An 18,999-nucleotide genomic window follows, 5' to 3' on the forward strand; every position below is an offset into this window, starting at 1 on the left:
GATGGTAAAACTAAAAGTGGCGATTTTAGGCTCTGGTAATATTGGAACCGATTTAATGTACAAAATCGAGCGTAGTGATTACCTATCAATGAGTGTCATGGTAGGAATTGACCCTGCTTCTGAGGGAATTCAACGTGCTAAGGCTCGTGGCTATCATACAATCACCAATGGAATAGAAGGCTTAGTGGCCAGTCCAGAGCTCTTTGATATTGTGTTTGATGCGACAACGGCAAAGGCACATTTGATGCATAGTGAGAAAGTACTTGCTCTTGGTAAACAGATTGTTGATTTAACGCCAGCAGCTATTGGTCCGTTTGTTGTACCGTGCGCTAATTTGAAAAAATTCGTAATGGCCGACAATGTCAATATGGTAACATGCGGTGGGCAAGCGACTATTCCAATTGTCTACGCGATTAATCAAGTAGCTGATGTTGAATATGCGGAAATTGTTGCTACCGTAGCAAGCAAAAGCGCTGGACCTGGTACTCGGGCAAATATTGATGAGTTTACACGGACCACAGCAAAGGCAATAGAGGACGTGGGTGGAGCGAAAAAGGGCAAGGCCATTATTATTCTAAATCCAGCTGATCCGCCGATTATAATGCGTGATACCGTGCATGTTTTGGTAAATGAGCGTAATAGGGAGCAAGACATTTTAAAAGCAATTGAAGATATCGTGCAAGCTGTTCAACAATATGTACCAGGCTATCGACTAACTAGTGCTCCTATTTTTAATGGTCAACAAGTATCCATCTTTTTAGAGGTAGAGGGAGCAGGAGATTTCTTCCCAACCTACTCGGGAAACCTCGATATTATGACGGCCGCAGCAGTACAAGTAGGAAATGAGATCGCTAAACAGCAACATGAAACAGTGAAATCGAATTAAACGGAGGTGAGTGAAATGAAGAAAATAACAGTTTTAGATGTGACATTGCGTGATGGTAGTCATTCTATGCGTCATGCATTTACAGAGCAGCAGGTGAGAGAGGTTGCGCGCGGTTTAAGAAAGGCAAAGGTGAACTATTTTGAGGTGTCACATGGAGATGGACTAGGGGGCTCCTCATTACAGTATGGATTTTCCAAAGTAGATGAACTGAAGTTAATCGAAGCAGCGAGAGAAGAATGTGGGGAATCAGCTATTTCGGTGCTAATTTTACCAGGCATTGGTGTAAAGGAAGATTTAAAAAATGCAGTGAAGGCTGGAGCTAAAATGGCTCGCGTTGCAACCCATGTAACCGAGGCTGATGTGGCTGGTCAACACATTTACTTAAGTCGAGAGCTAGGATTGAAAACAGTTGGATTTTTAATGATGGCACATATGGCTCCAACATCTGTAATCGTTGAGCAGGCAAAATTATTTGAGAGTTACGGTGCTGAGATCATTTATGTAACAGATTCAGCAGGTGCTTTGCTTCCGCATGAGGTCAAGGAACGAGTAGCTGCATTAAAGTCGCATGTTTCTTGTGAAATTGGTTTCCATGCACATAATAATTTATCACTGGCTCTAGCAAATACTCTAGCCGCTGTTGAAGCAGGAGCTACATATGTGGACGGAAGCTTACGCTGTTTAGGTGCTGGTAGTGGTAATACACAAACGGAAGTGATGGTCGCTGTTTTTGATCGACTGGGCTATGAAACTGGTATTGATTTATATAGTGTAATCGATGTTGCAAATGAAGTGGTTGCACCATTTATGCCCCAACCTCAAGAAATAACTGGCTCTAGTTTAATAATGGGCTATGCAGGTGTTTACTCTAGCTTTTTATTATTTACGCAGGAAGCGGCGAAAAAATATAACGTAGATGAGCGTGAAATTTTAGTAGAACTTGGCAAAATGAAGGCAGTAGGTGGGCAAGAGGATTTAATTGCAGAAATTGCTCGTGAGATAGCCAATCATAAGCAGACAGTAAACTAGAAGCGGAGGAACGCGCGATGATGAAAACCGATACGTTAGATCAAATTGCGTATGCGTTGTATAAAGCAGAGAGAGAGAGGACAGAAGTTGCAAAGTTTGTTGATCAATATCCAGAGCTGACAGTGGAAACCGCCTATAATATTCAAAATAAATTAATCGAACTGAAGTGTACGTATGAGGAAACAACCATTTCGGGGCTAAAGCTAGGGTTAACGAGTAAGGCAAAACAACAAATGATGGGTGTTCACGAGCCTTCCTATGGAGTGCTGTTAGCGAATATGGCGTTAAATGCAAAGCAGCCGATTTCATTAAAGTCTTTCATTCACCCGAAAATTGAACCTGAGATAGCCTTTGTATTTAGGCAGGATTTAGGTGGCCCAATTGTAACCGTTGCACAAGTGTTAGAAGCAACTGATTATGTTGCTCCTGCAATGGAGATTATCGATAGTCGTTATTTAAATTTCAATTTTACATTACCGGATGTGATTGCTGATAACTCATCTTCCTCGCGTTACATAGTGAGTTCGCAAAAATATGCGGTGAACGAAGTGGATCTTGTGAATATGGGCTGTATTTTCACACAAAATGATGAGATTTTTGCGACAAGCACAGCAGGTTCAGTAATGGGGCATCCAGCACGAGCCATTGCATGGATGGCCAATAAATTAATCGCTCGGGGACAACATATTCGAGCAGGAGATATTGTGCTAAGTGGCGCATTAACAGGCTCTGCAACAATGCATGCAGGGGATAACTTTACTGTAAGCTTTGACGGTATGGAGTCGTTAACAGTTCAAGTAGAACGATAGCAAAGGAGGAAGGTGTAATGCCATTTATTCAAATAACATTCATTGATGGACGGACACCAGAGCAAAAGGAACGGTTAATTGCAGAAGTAAGCAAAACCGTTTCATCTGTATTAGAGGCACCACTTGAAACAGTTCGTGTGTGCTTAAATGAAATCCCAAGCACACATTGGGGAATTGCAGGAAAGTCTATCCAACGTCGTCAAAATGAATAATAAGGAGTGGTCAACGATGAAGAATACACAAACGAAATTGAAAGAAGTTAAACTATTTATAAATGGAGAATATGTAGAATCTTCTTCTCAAACATTATTCGAGGTGAAAAATCCTGCGACCCAGGAAATTATTGCAAAAGTTCATGAAGCAAGCTTTGAAGATGTGGATCGAGCATGTGAAGCTGCACGGCAAGCTTTTGAAGAAGGTCCATGGCGTACAATGCCTGTATCCGAGCGTTTGGCAAAAGTTCGCCGGATGGCAGAAATTATTCTAGAACGCAAAGAGGAGTTAGCACGCCTTGAAGCATTGGATGTAGGTAAGCCTTATCAAGTGGCATTAGAACATGAAATACCTCGTGCTGCGGAAAACTTGAAGTTTTTTGCTGATTTTATGGAACAGCAAGGCGGTGAAGTATATCCCATGGACGATGCTTATTTAAATTATACGCGCTATGAACCAGTTGGGGTTGCGGCATTGATAACTCCTTGGAATTTACCGTTTATGCTAACAACGTGGAAGCTTGGTCCATGTTTAGCTTCAGGAAATACAGCGGTCATAAAACCAGCAGAAATTACACCATTAACTGTATCGTTACTTGGGGAGATTGCACAGCAAGCGGGTATTCCAGACGGTGTCGTAAACGTTGTCCACGGCTTTGGCGTACAATCAGCTGGAGAATTTATGACAACACATCCTGAAGTTGATTTAATTTCCTTCACAGGGGAAACAACGACGGGGAAAGCAATCATGAAAAACGGTGCTGATTCATTGAAAAAGGTTTCCTTTGAGTTAGGGGGAAAGGCAGCCAATATTATTTTTGAAGATGCCAATTTAGAAAAAGCCATCCCCGTATCGATTCAAGCCGCATTCATGAATTCCGGTCAAGTTTGTTTAGCAGGATCGCGGATTTTAGTACAACGCGCGATTTTAGATGAATTCCTTACACGTTTTAAAGAAGCGGCTGCAGCATTAGTTGTTGGTGATCCTCAAGATTCTAAAACGAATATGGGACCAGTTGTAAGTGAAACACACTATAACAAGGTAACAAGCTATTTAAGTATAGCTGAATATGAAAATTCTACGCTTATTTATGGTGGTAAACGTCCTGAATTACCAGCTCATTTAAGTACGGGTTATTATTTACAGCCCACAATTTATTTACAGGAAAATCCGCAAGCTCGCATTTGCCAAGAGGAGATTTTTGGTCCTGTCGTTACAATTATCCCTTTCGATACAGAGGAAGAGGCACTTGCAATAGCTAATGGAACAGAGTACGGTTTAAATGCAGTTGTTTGGACCGAAAATTTACAGCGTGCCCACCGTATTTCACATGATGTACGTGCAGGTACAATTTGGGTAAATTGCTGGTTTGTGCGCGACTTACGAGCTCCTTTTGGAGGCTTTAAAAAGAGTGGCATAGGACGTGAGGGCGGCCACCATAGCTTAGAATTTTTCACAGAAGCAAAAAATATATGTATTGCGTTGAAATGAGGATAATCAGTGGAGGACGAATTGGCCCTCCACTGATTAAAATGCATCTTATCGAAAAAATTTGATGGAGTATCGAAACAAATTGAGGTTTTATCGAAACTTTTTAGAGAAATATCGAAACAAACTCAAACTTTATCGAAACTTTCACTAAAAGTGTGCATTAAATCCAAGATATAGCCATGTAAGTGCTATTGCAATACATAGTTGAACCACAGCACTGGCTATTAGGTATCCTCGCGGTTCACCTGCTTTTTTACGATAGTATATTTGCATAATAGAGTAGAACGTAAATAAGCTGTATATAATCGTAGCGTGTATGGAATGCATCAGTAAATAGATAGCAAATAAAATACCTGCACACAAGACAAGCATAATGGCATTTGCGATGGCATGCTCAACTGTAGCAGCAAAAAAGCGTCGTTCGGTATGAGGCATTCTTTTTTTTGCAAGCCATAGTATTAAAAATGAAACAAATAAAAAGAGTTTTGACACGATTAATTTGTAAGGACGCTGATAATCGTGGGAATTGATTATCATGTCAAAATGCCTGTCGAATTGAATGGCACGTTTAGTTTGGACATTAAAAAGGGTATCGTTATTTAGTACCTTCCATTTCTCCTGAATACCATCTGAATAGACAACCAACAAATCGTGAGGTTTAAAGTAACCATGTGCTTCCCGCTGTTGAGCTGTTATTGAAACTGTAGGTGCATGTTCCATTTGTTCTTGTAGCTGAGTTAAAAGTTGCTTATTTGTATAGCATTGCTGAGGTACATAAAGGCATGAATCTTTCGCGATGAACGTTTCTTTGTTTTCATTGCTGTGTACATAGATTTTAGCAATTGTTTTGTTTGTATCTGTTGTCAGTGGGGAGTTGGCTGGCCCCTGGATAAAGGACAAAATTAAAATAGACAGAACTGTGATAAATAGCAAAGACACAGTAGGCATTTTCCAAGACCTTTTAATCGGTCGTTTTTCTATTGTAGTAGGAGTAGTAATATTGTGTAATATTTTTTCTTGCTGCTGCTTAGTTAATTTTAAGTCACGTAAATGTTGCCAAGATTCCTCATTGCTCTTCATCAAATTCACCTCCAAGCTGCTTTTTTAATGCAACTAGTGCACGTTTTAATGTGTTTTTTACCTTTCCTTCATTCCAGCCAAGTACATCACAAGTTTCCTGAATGGATAAACCCTCGATTTTACGTAAAATAATGACATCCCGATAGGTAAGCTTAAGTTTACTAATTGCAAGATAAAGCTTCTTTGAATCTTCTTGCTGGATTAGCCATTGGTGTGGTGAGGTTGGCTCAAGCTCTTCATGATCATTTAAAAACGGTACAAATTGAATAAGTTTTTTCCGTCGGTAATGATCGTAGGCTAGATTACGTGCAGTACTCCTTAGCCAAGCAAGCTCCGCATCTTCTTTGATCGTCGGCTGATATTTTAAATAGCGAACAAATGTCTCCTGTGTGAAATCCTCCGCTAATTTCTCATCATTGAGTAAGTAATATAAGTATTTAAAAATAGTTTGATTATGTAAGTAAAATAGCTCTTCAATTGTCAAAATGTGCACCTCCTTTCTCTTAAAGACGAGTGACTTTCTGAAAAGTATCATTTTACAAAAAAATAAATAGCGCACTTGCCGAAAATGGCTAAGTACGCAATTTTTTATAAAATATCTTTTTGTGATTCACGTCGCCAAGCATAGAGTGTAAGTATTATTGTAAGGCCGATAAGAAAAATATAGCCAGTTGGTGTTAGCCATTTCGGATGCCAAATCGAAATAATGTCTGAAATCATATAATTCGTGACACCAGCAATCATGCCAAACATAACGACAATTTGAATACCAATTAATGCAATTGTATTTCGAGCAAATGTTGAAATTGCCATCGATAATATACCTAAGAGTACAGTTACAATAAAGATTGCCACGATTGATAAAATAATATATCGGAAAAACGTCATATCGTACCAGTAATAGTTCCAGTTAAATGAAGACAATGGTAAGTCAAAATGGGAAGAAGTGTTATTTGTTGCATACATAGTTAAATAAATAATCATTAATACAATTGTTATAATCACTGCACTGACGAGCCCTGCAAGCCATTTTATCCAAAAAATTCTACGTCCTTTTTTCGATGTATATTGCAATGGAATAATAGATGTTACCTTGTCCCTAAGAAAAATAGGAGATAGCAGAATAGCAATGCTGAAAAATATAATAATAGCTAAACTATTTGTAATACTCCGGAAATTATCTAATACAGTGTTAGAGTAAATCGTACGCTTTCTCTCATTCAATAACTGCTTAAAGCGCTGCTGCTGTGCCCCAGATGTGCGTTCCATTTCTGCTTGAAGTGATATTTCATGGTGTTGGTAACGTTCAATTAAACTTCCCCATGCTTGCAATACCCATGGAAAATCCTCTTCGCTGTGAAAAGTAATAGCATTAAAATACTCTGACTGCTGTTCATTCTCCGGATCACTGAATGCTTCGTATGTTGTAATACCTAATGCCACAGCTTTCGGATCATGTTCTAAAAATGTATCTGCCTTCTTTTTCTCCTGCTCGTACATGGCTACTATTTCTTTATATTCTTTTTCGTCTATTTCTGCCCCATACATTGGAATTAGTTGCTGCTCAATCGCAAATGTATCTCCCGCAGGACGACCATTGGGAAAATAGGTTATATTAAACTCAAACAATAACCAATAGAGAAGTACATTCACAAATGCAATTAACGCTACAATCTTCCAGGAAAATATTTTCCTCATTTCCAACCAAAATAGCTGCATATTACACAATATCCTTTCTATTAAATCGTCTGAAAACGTATGTTACACAAAGTAAACTAATGAGACCCCATAAAACTAAAGTCCAAACCTCATGGTATTCAAACATCATCAAATTGGACACACCTGAAAAATACTGATGGGGGTTGAGTAAGAGAAGTATTAAATTAAAATGCATCAGTAGCAATAGCGTAGGCATACCACTGAAGAACATAGGTACAACAAACATACTTACAAGAATTAATATACATAGTATCCAAGAGAGATAACTATTTCTTAAAAATGTACTTATGCAAAATGTAAGGAGCGAGATAATAAGTAAAGTGATAACAAGTATAGTAATTGTTAATAATAAATACTTCCAGAGCTCAATTGGCCACCATGTTATATGTGGCCACGTATATTCCCAGTTCAAGCCACTGGTAATAGGTGCTGTCCAAACGCCAGAATAATCATATACCGTGAAAAAGGTTATTAATGATATTCCAAATAATAGCGATAATATAAGGAGAGTCGTTAAAAGGCTTGCGATTAATTTATGCCACATCAATAGACGTCCTTTTTTCGATGCATATGTTACAAGCTGTGTCCGATGTTCAAATTCATAATTTGTAATAAGAGCTGTGAGAAGTACTACAAGTATTACACCTTCCATAGCGACTTTTTTAATAAGATTTTTAAATAATTCGCTATGCATTCGATAGTTACTTGCGAAAAACCACTTTTTATACTCCTTAGTTTCCTTCATTTCAGTGAAGCGATTATTTAATTTATCGAATTCCCTTGTGATAACGTCAGCCGACCAGTTCGTTAAGCCGAAATCAGCAATTGTTCCTTCCTTTAGTGTCTCAATATTAAGCTTTGAGTAGCGTTCATCTAAACTCTTTCCAAGATTAATATATAATTGCATCAAATGTATTCGATCAATTTCATGTTGCTCAGCTAAAGTAGAATTTTGATATTTTTCATCATTCATGGAATTGATAAAAGCATTTGCATCTTGAAACTGTGGAACAAGCTTTTTAACATCAGCATTCAAGTCTTTCTGCATATTATCCAAAATATCATCATTAAAAGCTTCACCATACTTTTCAATAATGACATTTGCTATTTTTAATTCGTCTTTTCCATAAGAATGACTAATAATCGTGAAAATATTAAAAATAGAAAACAACACGAGTAGTATTAAAATGGTAGGTGAATATAATGCTTTTTTCATTTCTAGCCAAGTAATGTTCATTTGTTACCACCAGTCGTACTTTCATGTGCATATTCCGCTAAAAATACGTCCTCGAGCTGTGGTTCAACTGACTTCCAGGACGACTCAATCTTTTCATCCGCGACAAAGCGTACAATCATCTTTCCTTGCTCTTGCTTTTCTGCCAGTGTCACATAACTTTTGCGGAATTCAGTAAAGTCCTCATACATCATTGTTGTTTCAAAAACTTTTCCTGAGAGCGTTGCGCAAATATTAGCAACAGAATCTTTATACGAGATGACGTTATTTTTTATCATGATAATTTCGTTCGCAATAGATTCGATGTCGGATACAATATGGGTCGAAATGATGATAATTCGGTTTCGTGCAAGCTCTGACAGCATATGTCTAAAGCGAGCACGCTCCTTTGGGTCAAGCCCTGCTGTTGGTTCATCTAGCACAATAATTTTAGGATCACTTAAAAGTGCCTGTGCAATGCCAACTCGTTGAATCATCCCACCTGAAAACTTCCGCATTCTTTTATTTTTCACATCTTTCAGTGCTACCATATCGAGTACTTCATCAATACGACTGGCTACGGTTTGCTTGTCCATCCCTTTTAATGCTGCCAAATAACTTAAATATTGCTTTGGTGTAGAATGCTTGTAATAACCAAAATGCTGAGGTAAATAGCCAACATGCTCCCGATATGATTGTCCAAGCATTTGAATAGGTTGTCCTTGATAAAAAATGTCGCCGGTTGATGGACTAATCAATGTTACTAACATTTTTATAAGAGTTGTTTTACCAGCACCATTTGGAGCAAGTAAACCGTATATACCATTGTCAAACTGTAAGTTAATATGATGTAAAGCCGTAAAATCTCCGTACTTTTTCCCTACATCTTGAACGACTAACATTCAAAAACCCCCTCCTGATCTTTTGTCATTAAACGTTTAATTGAATAAAGGTATAGTGCCAGTACTCCTATAAGTAAGACAATGTACACTGCAATTGGTATGCTGTCTAAAACTCGTGCATACTGTTGACCTACTGTGTTAAGTAAAAGGGTATTTCCTAATATCCAAACTATGATAAACACCATACTTCGTTTGAAGACTTGTCCATTGTAAAGTGATAATAGTAAACCTGCTGAGAACAAAAATAACCCTGTTAAAGATAGAAGTAATAGTCGGAATATATCAATTTCGACCTTAAGTGATAAGATTAAGATAAATGACATATTAACTAAAATAGCTATGCCACTAAAGAAAAGCATACGGCATACGAGTAACTGAAAGACCGTATACTTCATCGTCATTTCTAATTCAAAGGTATTATTCGATTGTTTTTGATAATATGCATATGCCGTTAAGCATAGGAAAACAAGCGGTGAGAGCATAAAGAACATACCATTAAACACAGAAGATTCCATTGGTGTTTCATCAACTATTAGCCAAATATAGCCGAAGATCATTAACGTTATAAGTCCACTAAACAATGCCTCACCATAGCTAAGGAAAACGTATTTCCAGCCAATTTGACGCTTTAAGTCAAGCAGTAAATGTATGAAGCTTTGTTTTACTGGTAGCCCTTGCTTGATAATATAAGCAACTTGCTGTTCAATCTCTTCATCTGCTGGATATGGAATCGACTGTTTTTTGCTTTCCATGTATATTTGCCTCCATTTCCTCTCTTAGTTTTTTAAACCCTGCATAATATCTTGTCTTGACCGTCGATTCTGATACATTCAAAAGCCCTGCAATCTCTTGAAAAGTCAGCTCTAAAAACAATTTGTAACGAAGAATTTGCTGGGTCTGTGCTTCATACTTATAAAGTAGATAATTTACTTCCTCTAAATCTTCCTTTTTAATAAGGTAATCTACTAAATCTACTACATCTATAAGTTCAAGATCTTCTACATAGTTTGTTAGCTGGCCAGCTTGATACGACTTTGAGCGAAAATAATCGATGCAATGATTGGAAGCTATACGATAAAGCCATGTGCGAAAAGCTGCTTTCTTCTTATTGAAATTAGGAATAGCCTGCAGCACGCGTATGAAAATTTCCTGCGTCAAATCTAAAGCTAATTGTTCGTCCAAAACTTGCTTATAAACAAATGCAAAAATTTCTTTATAATATTTTTTAACAAGTAAGTTAGCACTTTCTTCATGAGCTGATTGCTGCACACGCCTTATCCATCGGCTTTCTAAATCCATCACATTATCACATCACTTTCATCGCTTCATTTATATATTCGTAAAGTTCTTTTAAATAGTTTTAATTTCAGCAATTTTTTAGTGAGAACATAAAAAAAGACCCGAGTATTTAACTCAGGCCCTTTACCATAAACTCTATTAAATTATAGGCTAATCGCTTTTACTTCATCAATATTTTCTAATTGTGCAACGAATTTCAAATCTTCTTCTGTTACCACATTATCGATTGTAAGCATCATGACAGCTGTTCCTCCAACCTGTGCCCGGCCAACCTGCATTGTTGCGATGTTAATATCTTTTTCAGCTAGCTTTGTGGCTACGCGACCGATTGCACCTGGTTTGTCCGTGTTTTTAATGTAAAGTAGGTGACCTTGTGGAATCACGTCAACAACATAGTCTTCTACTTTGACAATACGTGCACCTAGACCGTTTAATAATGTACCAGCTACAGTATGTGTTTCATTCGCTGTTTTAATTTCAATCGTAATTAAGCTAGTGAAGCCTTTAGCTGTTGTAGTCTTATGCTCATTAATTTTCATGCCGATACGCTCAGATAAGTAGCGAGCATTTACGTCATTCACATGGTTACCGTGATTTTTAGATAATAAGCCTTTTAATGCATTTGATGTTAATGGTCGCACATCATAGTTTGCTACCTCGCCAGCATATGATAAATTGATTTCCTTTACAGGCTCAGCTGTCACTTGAGATAAGAATGAACCTAGTTTTTCCGCTAACTCGAAGAACGGTTCAACTTGTGCAAGTAGCTCTTTCGGAATAGAAGGCATATTCACTGGGTTAGTTACAGTACCAGTTTTATAGAATTTAATAATATCATTTGAAACATCCACAGCTACAGATTCTTGAGCTTCAATTGTAGATGCACCTAAGTGAGGTGTTGCGATTACTTGTGGTAAAGTAAGTAGCTTATGATCCGTTGCTGGCTCAGATACGAATACGTCAAGAGCAGCACCTGCTACCTTACCTTCTTCGATAGCATCGTATAAATCGTCCTCATTAATAATACCGCCACGTGCACAGTTAATAATGCGTACGCCATCTTTCATCATAGCAAATTTCTCTTTGTTAATAAGATTACGTGTTTCTGGAAGAAGTGGTGTGTGTACTGTAATGAAATCTGCATTTTCACAAATTTCTTCAACAGTTGATTTTGTAACGCCTAATTCTTTTGCACGTTCATCTGTTAGGAATGGATCATATGCCATTACGTTCATACGTTGACCTTTAGCACGATATGCTACTTCCACACCGATACGACCGAAGCCTACAACACCTAATGTTTTATTTTTAAGCTCAACCCCAACATATGATTTACGATCCCATTTTCCATTTTTTAATGTATTAAATGCTTGTGGAATATGACGTGCTAGGGAAGTCATCATGGCGATAGTGTGCTCAGCAGCAGAGTTTGTATTACCATCTGGAGCATTCACTACGATAATACCATGCTCTGTTGCAGCAGTAAGGTCAATATTGTCCACACCTACACCAGCACGTCCAATTAGCTTCAAGTTTTTAGCTGCTTCAATTACTTCGCGTGTTACTGTTGTTTGAGAACGCACTAATAGTACATCTACATCAGCAATTTTTGCCATTAATTCCTCTTGTGCTAAACCAGTATCAACAATGATATTAAGATCTAAATCTTGTTCTTGACGAAGTGGGAAAATACCATCTTCACTTAGTGGATCAGCGATAAATACGTTAATTGTTTTTGTTGCAGTAGTCATTTGTAATTAGCTCCTTTTAATTAAAATTTAATAGTTTCTATATTCGATAGTTTGAAATTTGTAAAATTCGTACATCTTACAGCATGCAAACAATCTCCTTTCAAAATCCGTGACATCCGCCAGAAGGTTTATCTTTATTCATCCGTGCTACAGAAAATTTGGCTTTTGTACAATTAAGATTTTCTGAATGAATATAAAAAAGCCTTTCACGCCTTACAAACACAATTATTGCGTTGTAAGGGGCGAAAGGCTGAATAAACATTGGTTCGCGGTACCACCCTTAATCACTGCTTGAAAGATTTCTTGCAGTCTTAGCTATATGCGTAACGTGCATGTGACGGATAAGCTTACTTTGAAATATTCTGCCTATCTATTCAGGAGTGGAACTATTATCGTAGAAATCACTGATTTACACCAACCATCAGCTCTCTTAAGATTTTCTTGCGACTAGCGTGTCTCCGTCGTTATATTTTTGTGTAATTAAATTTGATATCATCATAATCCCTATTGTTCACCTTTGTCAATAATATTTCTGAAAAAGTTAAAAAATATTGACTTCAAAAGTCTGAAAAATACCAAAAAGCGAACTTTATGTTGTTTTTATTTAATTATAGTTCGTCTTTTAGGGGAGGACAATGAAAGCGCTAACGAAATGTCTTAAGTCAAGTAAAATGGGCATTTGAGATAAAGTCGAGCTGAAAAATTATATGGCAATTTATTGGGAGATGATTGTTGAAGTGAGTGAAATTTTCAATATTTTCAAGAAGAAGACGAACGTTATTTTCTTGTCACACTTTAGTCAAAAATATAAAAAGTAGAAGGTAAACGAACTATTAGGGAAGAATGTAAGTAAAGGAATGACCGATTTTTGGGGGTGTAAAATGTTGTATGATGTTGCAATTGTCGGAGCAGGGTTAGCAGGTTTGGTCGCTGCGTGTGAATTAGTAGATGCCAAGAAAAAAGTATTGTTGGTAGACCAAGAGCCAGAAAATTCAATGGGGGGACAGGCTTATTGGTCTTTTGGTGGCATATTTTTAGTGAATTCTCCTGAGCAAAGACGACTTGGTATTAAAGATAGTAAAGAGCTAGCGTGGCAGGATTGGCAAGGGACTGCTGGCTTTGATCGCTTGGAAGACGAGGATTCATGGGCGTTTAAATGGGCAAAGGCCTATGTTGAATTCGCAGCAGGTGAAAAATATGAATGGCTAAAATCGTTAGGCATAAAGTTCTTTCCTGTAGTTGGTTGGGCTGAGCGAGGAGGCTCATTAGCGGGAGGTCATGGTAACTCGGTGCCTCGATTTCATATTGTATGGGGAACAGGACCTGGGATCGTCAAGCCTTTTGTAGATAAAGTAAATAAGGCAATAAAGGATGGTTTTATAGATTTTAAACCAAGACATCGTGTAGATGAATTTATTCAACATGAAGGAAAGATTTACGGAATAAGTGGGACAATTTTAGCTGAAAGTTATGCAAGCCGTGGTGAGAAAAGTTCAAGGATTGGAATAGGTGAGTTCAACTATGAAGCCAAGGCTGTAATTGTAGCTAGTGGTGGTATAGGAGCAAATTTTGATTTAGTAAGAAAAAATTGGCCACAACGACTGGGCACACCACCTAAAAATATGGTCTGTGGTGTACCTGCCTATGTAGATGGCAGAATGCTAGAGATTACAGAGCATGCGGGAGGGCGTATTGTGAATCGAGATCGTATGTGGCATTACACAGAGGGCTTAAGAAATTGGGACCCGATTTGGCCTAATCACGGAATTCGTATTTTACCTGGTCCGTCATCCTTGTGGTTTGATGCAGAAGGAAATCGTTTTAGTGCACCCAATTTCCCGGGTTTTGATACATTGAGTACGCTTGAAGCCATTCAAAAAACAGGCCATGAGTACTCATGGTTTATTTTAACGGAAAAGATAATTGAAAAGGAGTTTGCTTTATCGGGCTCTGAACAAAATCCTGACTTAACCAATAAAAGCATAAGAGAAGTCCTTAAACGTATTTTACCAGGTCCGCCAGCTCCAATTCAGGCTTTTAAAGAACATGGAGAGGATTTTGTAATAGCGGATAACTTAAAGGAATTAGTGGATGGTATGAATAAATTAGCGGGTAACGAGCTTCTTAATTTCATGAAAATTAAAGAACAAATAATGGCAAGAGATCGGGAAATGGATAATAAATTTACAAAGGATTTGCAAGTTAATGCCATCCATGGAGCAAGGAATTACATTGGGGATAAATTAGTGCGCGTTGCCAAGCCACATAAGATATTAGATCCTCATAATTGGCCGTTGATTGCTGTACGTTTAAATATTTTAACGCGGAAAACGTTAGGGGGCCTACAGACAAATTTAGATGGCGCTGTGCTCGGGATAGATGGTCAGCCAGTACCAGGTTTATTTGCTGCTGGCGAAGTAAGTGGCTTTGGAGGCGGCGGTGTTCATGGTTATCGTGCTTTAGAGGGAACATTTGTCGGAGGTTGCTTATTCAGTGGGCGACAGGTTGGGCGCTACTTAGCTAAAAGAGAATAAGAAATTGGAAGAAAGCCCGATTGTGCTGAGAAATAGCTCGGGTTCAGGAAGAAAGCGCTCAGGTAAAAAGTAAAACTGCTCGGGTCCAGGAAGAAAGTGCTCAGGTAAAGTGTAAAACTGCCGCTCGGGTCCAAGGAGAAAGTGCTCAGGTAAAGTGTAAAACCGCTCGGGTGCAAGAGAAAAGTGCTCAGGTAAAGGATAAAACTGCTCGGGTCAAAGGAGAAAGCGCTCAGGTAAAGGGTAAAATCGCTCGGGTTCAGGAAGAAAGCGCTCAGGTAAAGGGAAAAACCGCTCGGGTCAAAGGAGAAAGCGCTCAGGTAAGGTACAAAACCACTCGGGTCTAAAAAAACTACTAAGGTACTAAATAAAAACAATCCATAAAACGATAAAGCATCATCCGTAAATTGGATGATGCTTTTTTGATGTGAAAAATCACAAGAATATTTAAGGTGACTCACTAAACTGCTTGAACCTGAGCTATTTTAGCAATTTGTTCCTCAATCTGCTCAGGTGTCCAGCCATTTTCTTCAACGAAGAAGTTCCGCTTTGCACGTCGGCAATCATCTGAACAGCTACGCATATAAAATGCTTCATGCTTTTCTTCACAAAGCATTAATCGATGACATTCCGGGTTTGCGCAGTTTGTATAGCGTTCTGATGGCTCGCCAGTGAAGAAATCTCGTCCAATAACCACGTGCTCAACCTGATTGATTGGTACACTGCGACGTCGGTCAAAGACAAACATTTGCCCATCCCAAAGCTGACCCTTTACCTCTGGATCTTTTGCATATGTGGCAATTCCTCCATGTAATTGAGCAACGCTTTCACCATATCCCTCACGCTTTAACCAACCTGAGAATTTTTCACAACGAATACCGCCTGTGCAATATGTTAAGATTTTCTTACCTGTAAATTGCTCTTTATGTTCCTCCATCCAATCTGGAAGATCACGGAAGTTTTCGATATCTGGACGAATCGCCCCGCGGAAATGTCCAAGATCATACTCATAATCATTACGTGCATCAATAATGATGGTATTGTCCTCTTGCATGCGCTTCATAAATTCTTTTGGTGATAAATAATCACCTGTTATTTCTAAAGGATTAATGTCATTCTCTAAACCAAGGTGTACTATTTCACGACGAGGGCGAACATGCATTTTTTTAAAGGCATGTCCTTCCGCTTCATCTATTTTCCACATGATATCGTTAAAACGAGAGTCAGCCTTCATCTGCTCCATATAAGCGTCCGTTTGCTCAATAGTACCTGAAACTGTACCATTAATTCCTTCATGCCCAATTAAAATACGACCAAGGAGTCCGATTTCTTTACATAGCGCTAAATGTTCTTCAGCAAATGCTTCAGGATCTTCAATCGTAATATATTTATAATAAAGTAATACACAATAGTCTTTCTGTGTCACAATACTTAACCACCTTTAAACAATATTCGACCTTTAATATAGCATATCAAGTGCAAGTTTGCGTAACAGAGAAGGAGTTTTCTAAAAAAACTCGAATAATACATAGTGAATGTCTATTCATATTTGGGGGTGCTAGGATGGAATTTTCAACAATTACTTTGGAAAAATTAGAGCGTCGAGCAACATTGACGTTAAATCGTCCACAGGCAATGAATGCGATGGATGATGTGATGATGCGGGAGCTGGCAGAGTGCTTTGAGGCATTACAACAAGAGCAGGATATACAGGTGCTTGTTATTCGTGGAGAAGGGAAGGTCTTTTCTGCAGGTGGGGATATTAAAGCGATGCTAGATCCAAATAAACCGCTTAATATTGAGGAGGCCATGGTTTATTTAACACGCATTGTAAAAGCCTATTATCAACTACCAATGATTGTTATTGCGGCAATTCACGGGGCATCTGCGGGATTAGGCTTTAGTCTTGCTTTAGGGGCAGACATTGTTGTGGCTTGTGAAAATAGTAAGCTTGCGATGAATTTCATTGGTATTGGACTTATCCCTGATGGAGGTGGCCATTTCTTTATGAAGGAACGTGTGGGCACTGTTAAGGCAAAGCAAATGATCTGGGAGGGCAAAGTATTAACTGCAGCAGAGGCACATGAAGCAGGATTAATTGACTACGTGGCTCCGGAGGGATCTGTTTTTGCAGTGGCTGACCAACTCGTTGGAAAAATGTTGGCGTCCCCAATTGCATCCATGATCACAACTAAGAAAATACTGCATGCTCAAAATTTACCGCAATTAGAAAGTATTTTGGCAATGGAGGCAGAGGGGCAAACAGCTATGAGGAAAACAGCTGATCATTTAGAGGGAATTCATGCATTTGTTGAGAAGAGAACACCTGTTTTTGCAGGGAAATAAATAGGAACAACATAGTGAAAGGCGCGTAGAGCTATTACTACGTGCCTTTTACTAGTCACTTTTAGACATGGAATAATATTAATTTACCAGAAGAGTTGACAAGGCGATGAGTTTTATCGGCAACACCTTTTTCTTCGATTTGCTGTTGACCGTTAATTTTTGCAGTCTCATCGTTTTCGAAAGTCCATGTTTCATCGAATAATGTTTCCCCTGTTTTTTCAAAAGCTGTGAAACGATAATTCTCCATTCTACACCCCACCCTTTACATAAATATATATCTATTATACATAGAAGATTTATAAACTTCACGGTAAATCTAGCGATAATTTTGATAAATTACGAAAATTGTGGAAAATTAAAGGCGATCTTAATAGGGGATATATTGAATAAATTTCTCATCTAATGAGAAGTATGATAAAATAGAACAAATATTCGGTTTGAATCAAAGGTGATATTTTATTGTGAGAGGATGTCCCAAAGGTTCAAATTATTTATTACTTGAGGTGATTAGATGTCTGCAATTCGTTTTTTTCATATGGCGGATTTACATTTAGATAGTCCATTTAAGGGCTTATTTGGTTTACCTGAACATAATTTTAAAAAAATTCGAACAAGTACCTTTGAAGCTTTTAATACAATTATTGATAAAGCTATTCAAGAGAAGCCTGATTTTTTACTAATAGTTGGTGATATCTATGATGGTGAAAATCGTAGCTTACCGGCTCAACGTCGATTCCAAGAGGCTATGGAAAAACTCTTTCAGCATAATATCCCAGTGATTTTAAGCTATGGAAATCACGATCATTTAAATGGTTCTTGGACGCGCTTCGCCTTACCAAGTAACGTCTATGAATTGCCAGCGGAAACAAGTGTTGTTCAGCTAAATATACGAGGACAGCAAGTGAATATTTATGGCTTTAGTTATAGTGAACGTCATGTAAAGGAATCAAAGATTGAGAGTTATCCTATTGCCTCTGACCAACATGTACTTCATATTGGTATGCTCCATGGTAGCGAGTTTAGTGATACCACACATGCAGTTTACGCACCTTTCACAAAGGAACAGCTACTTGAAAGAAACTATCATTATTGGGCTTTAGGACATATCCATAAACGCCAGCTGCTACATCAAAATCCACCTATTGTGTATCCTGGTAATATTCAAAGTCGACATCGTAAGGAACAGGGGATCAAAGGTTTTTATGATGTCACTTTATCGCAAGCCTCTGTTGAACTGGATTTTATACCGACATCTGCTGTCGTCTATAACACAGTGGAGGTAGATTGCAAAAATATGTTTCATGCAAATGAACTTTTAAAAAAATGTGAGGAAGCACTTTCACTCAATCGACAAGCCTACGGGGCATCTGTTGTAGAACTTCATTTAAAAAACATTGATGAACACGCCTCTTCTTTATTTGAACATGCTACTGTGGATGCATGGCTAGAAACTATACGAGAGGCGGAAGATGGGATTGAACCAATGTGTTGGGTACAAAAGCTAGTGCTACATACTTCATCAACACTGTACGAACATACTGCTGCAACTAAATCTGTGGTGAATTTAATGGAGCAATGGGATATCACAGCATGGAAGGATATACTAAAGGACCTATATCAACATGCCGGTGGAGCAAGATTTATCGACCCTTTAACAGAACAGGACATTAAAGTCTTAATGCACAATGCACAGGAATTATTAGCAGAAGAAATTCAAAGGACGTGAATGA

Annotated in this window: 19 protein-coding genes and 1 other annotated feature; of the genes, 8 read left to right on the forward strand and 11 right to left on the reverse strand. The window is 38.2% G+C overall.

Translation table 11 applies throughout. The features are described from left to right. The first annotated feature begins 1 nt into the window (after window position 1). Genes B2R82_RS21475 through B2R82_RS21495 form a run of 5 tightly spaced genes read left to right on the forward strand, consistent with a single transcriptional unit; the run spans window position 2 to window position 4,428 of the window. A complete protein-coding gene (locus tag B2R82_RS21475) occupies window positions 2–886 on the forward strand; it encodes an acetaldehyde dehydrogenase (acetylating) (RefSeq protein ID WP_286926958.1) in 885 nt (294 codons plus the stop codon). Between the two features lie 15 nt (window positions 887–901). Beyond that, window positions 902–1,915: a 4-hydroxy-2-oxovalerate aldolase gene (gene dmpG, locus B2R82_RS21480; RefSeq protein ID WP_286926960.1), complete on the forward strand. Its 1,014-nt coding sequence runs from the start codon at window positions 902–904 to the stop codon at window positions 1,913–1,915. A 17-nt stretch (window positions 1,916–1,932) separates the two neighbouring features. Further along, window positions 1,933–2,724 carry a 2-keto-4-pentenoate hydratase gene (locus tag B2R82_RS21485; RefSeq protein WP_286926961.1) on the forward strand — a complete coding sequence of 264 codons (792 nt, stop codon included), beginning with the start codon at window positions 1,933–1,935 and terminating at the stop codon, window positions 2,722–2,724. A 17-nt stretch (window positions 2,725–2,741) separates the two neighbouring features. Then, window positions 2,742–2,936: a 2-hydroxymuconate tautomerase family protein gene (locus B2R82_RS21490; protein WP_283869531.1), complete on the forward strand. Its 195-nt coding sequence runs from the start codon at window positions 2,742–2,744 to the stop codon at window positions 2,934–2,936. 16 nt (window positions 2,937–2,952) lie between these two features. After that, the gene (locus B2R82_RS21495) at window positions 2,953–4,428 is read left to right on the forward strand and encodes an aldehyde dehydrogenase (RefSeq protein WP_286926962.1); all 1,476 of its coding nucleotides are present in this window, start codon (window positions 2,953–2,955) and stop codon (window positions 4,426–4,428) included. 147 nt (window positions 4,429–4,575) lie between these two features. Here B2R82_RS21495 and B2R82_RS21500 read toward each other — a convergent pair whose 3' ends face one another. The 8 genes from B2R82_RS21500 to serA all read right to left on the reverse strand — a co-directional run bounded on the left by B2R82_RS21500 (window position 4,576) and on the right by serA (window position 12,392). After that, window positions 4,576–5,508, reverse strand: a complete 933-nt coding sequence (locus B2R82_RS21500) for a hypothetical protein (protein WP_286926964.1) — start codon at window positions 5,506–5,508, stop codon at window positions 4,576–4,578. After that, window positions 5,495–5,992, reverse strand: a complete 498-nt coding sequence (locus B2R82_RS21505; RefSeq protein ID WP_286926966.1) for an RNA polymerase sigma factor — start codon at window positions 5,990–5,992, stop codon at window positions 5,495–5,497. The genes B2R82_RS21500 and B2R82_RS21505 overlap by 14 nt, the downstream gene beginning before the upstream one ends. A gap of 104 nt (window positions 5,993–6,096) precedes the next feature. Then, complete coding sequence (locus tag B2R82_RS21510; RefSeq protein WP_286926968.1) at window positions 6,097–7,206, reverse strand: ABC transporter permease; 1,110 nt, start codon at window positions 7,204–7,206, stop codon at window positions 6,097–6,099. A gap of 22 nt (window positions 7,207–7,228) precedes the next feature. After that, window positions 7,229–8,464 (reverse strand): ABC transporter permease subunit, encoded by a 1,236-nt coding sequence (locus tag B2R82_RS21515; RefSeq protein ID WP_286926969.1) that lies wholly within the window; start codon window positions 8,462–8,464, stop codon window positions 7,229–7,231. Next, the gene (locus tag B2R82_RS21520; RefSeq protein WP_286926970.1) at window positions 8,461–9,342 is read right to left on the reverse strand and encodes an ABC transporter ATP-binding protein; all 882 of its coding nucleotides are present in this window, start codon (window positions 9,340–9,342) and stop codon (window positions 8,461–8,463) included. The genes B2R82_RS21515 and B2R82_RS21520 overlap by 4 nt, the downstream gene beginning before the upstream one ends. Continuing rightward, window positions 9,336–10,094 (reverse strand): hypothetical protein, encoded by a 759-nt coding sequence (locus B2R82_RS21525; RefSeq protein ID WP_286926971.1) that lies wholly within the window; start codon window positions 10,092–10,094, stop codon window positions 9,336–9,338. The genes B2R82_RS21520 and B2R82_RS21525 overlap by 7 nt, the downstream gene beginning before the upstream one ends. Next, window positions 10,054–10,641: an RNA polymerase sigma factor gene (locus B2R82_RS21530; RefSeq protein WP_286926973.1), complete on the reverse strand. Its 588-nt coding sequence runs from the start codon at window positions 10,639–10,641 to the stop codon at window positions 10,054–10,056. Before B2R82_RS21530 ends, B2R82_RS21525 begins: the two co-directional genes overlap by 41 nt. Window positions 10,642–10,784: 143 nt before the next feature. After that, entirely contained in the window at window positions 10,785–12,392 is a 1,608-nt protein-coding gene (serA, locus tag B2R82_RS21535; protein ID WP_286926974.1) for a phosphoglycerate dehydrogenase, read from the reverse strand. A 235-nt stretch (window positions 12,393–12,627) separates the two neighbouring features. Further along, window positions 12,628–12,866, reverse strand: a binding site (T-box leader). A 407-nt stretch (window positions 12,867–13,273) separates the two neighbouring features. On the opposite strand from serA, the gene B2R82_RS21540 reads away from it, so the two are divergent. Beyond that, window positions 13,274–14,926, forward strand: coding sequence for an FAD-binding dehydrogenase (locus B2R82_RS21540; protein WP_286926975.1), 1,653 nt, complete (start codon window positions 13,274–13,276; stop codon window positions 14,924–14,926). Here B2R82_RS21540 and B2R82_RS21545 read toward each other — a convergent pair. Both B2R82_RS21545 and B2R82_RS21550 read right to left on the reverse strand, forming a co-directional pair. Then, the gene (locus tag B2R82_RS21545) at window positions 14,905–15,384 is read right to left on the reverse strand and encodes a hypothetical protein (protein WP_286926976.1); all 480 of its coding nucleotides are present in this window, start codon (window positions 15,382–15,384) and stop codon (window positions 14,905–14,907) included. The genes B2R82_RS21540 and B2R82_RS21545 overlap by 22 nt on opposite strands. Further along, window positions 15,384–16,349, reverse strand: coding sequence for a rhodanese-related sulfurtransferase (locus B2R82_RS21550; protein ID WP_286926977.1), 966 nt, complete (start codon window positions 16,347–16,349; stop codon window positions 15,384–15,386). The genes B2R82_RS21545 and B2R82_RS21550 overlap by 1 nt, the downstream gene beginning before the upstream one ends. A 137-nt stretch (window positions 16,350–16,486) precedes the next feature. On the opposite strand from B2R82_RS21550, the gene B2R82_RS21555 reads away from it, so the two are divergent. Beyond that, entirely contained in the window at window positions 16,487–17,269 is a 783-nt protein-coding gene (locus tag B2R82_RS21555; protein WP_286926978.1) for an enoyl-CoA hydratase, read from the forward strand. 61 nt (window positions 17,270–17,330) lie between these two features. Here the strand turns inward: B2R82_RS21555 and B2R82_RS21560 are convergent, their stop codons facing one another. Further along, window positions 17,331–17,516 carry a YhzD family protein gene (locus B2R82_RS21560; RefSeq protein ID WP_283869523.1) on the reverse strand — a complete coding sequence of 62 codons (186 nt, stop codon included), beginning with the start codon at window positions 17,514–17,516 and terminating at the stop codon, window positions 17,331–17,333. 264 nt (window positions 17,517–17,780) lie between these two features. Between B2R82_RS21560 and B2R82_RS21565 the strand changes: the two genes are divergently transcribed. Next, entirely contained in the window at window positions 17,781–18,995 is a 1,215-nt protein-coding gene (locus B2R82_RS21565; protein WP_286926979.1) for a metallophosphoesterase family protein, read from the forward strand. Window positions 18,996–18,999: the final 4 nt, after the last annotated feature.

This window comes from Lysinibacillus sp. UBA6686 (genome assembly GCF_002455205.1).
In the GTDB taxonomy this organism is placed as follows: Bacteria; Bacillota; Bacilli; order Bacillales_A; family Planococcaceae; genus Lysinibacillus; species Lysinibacillus pakistanensis.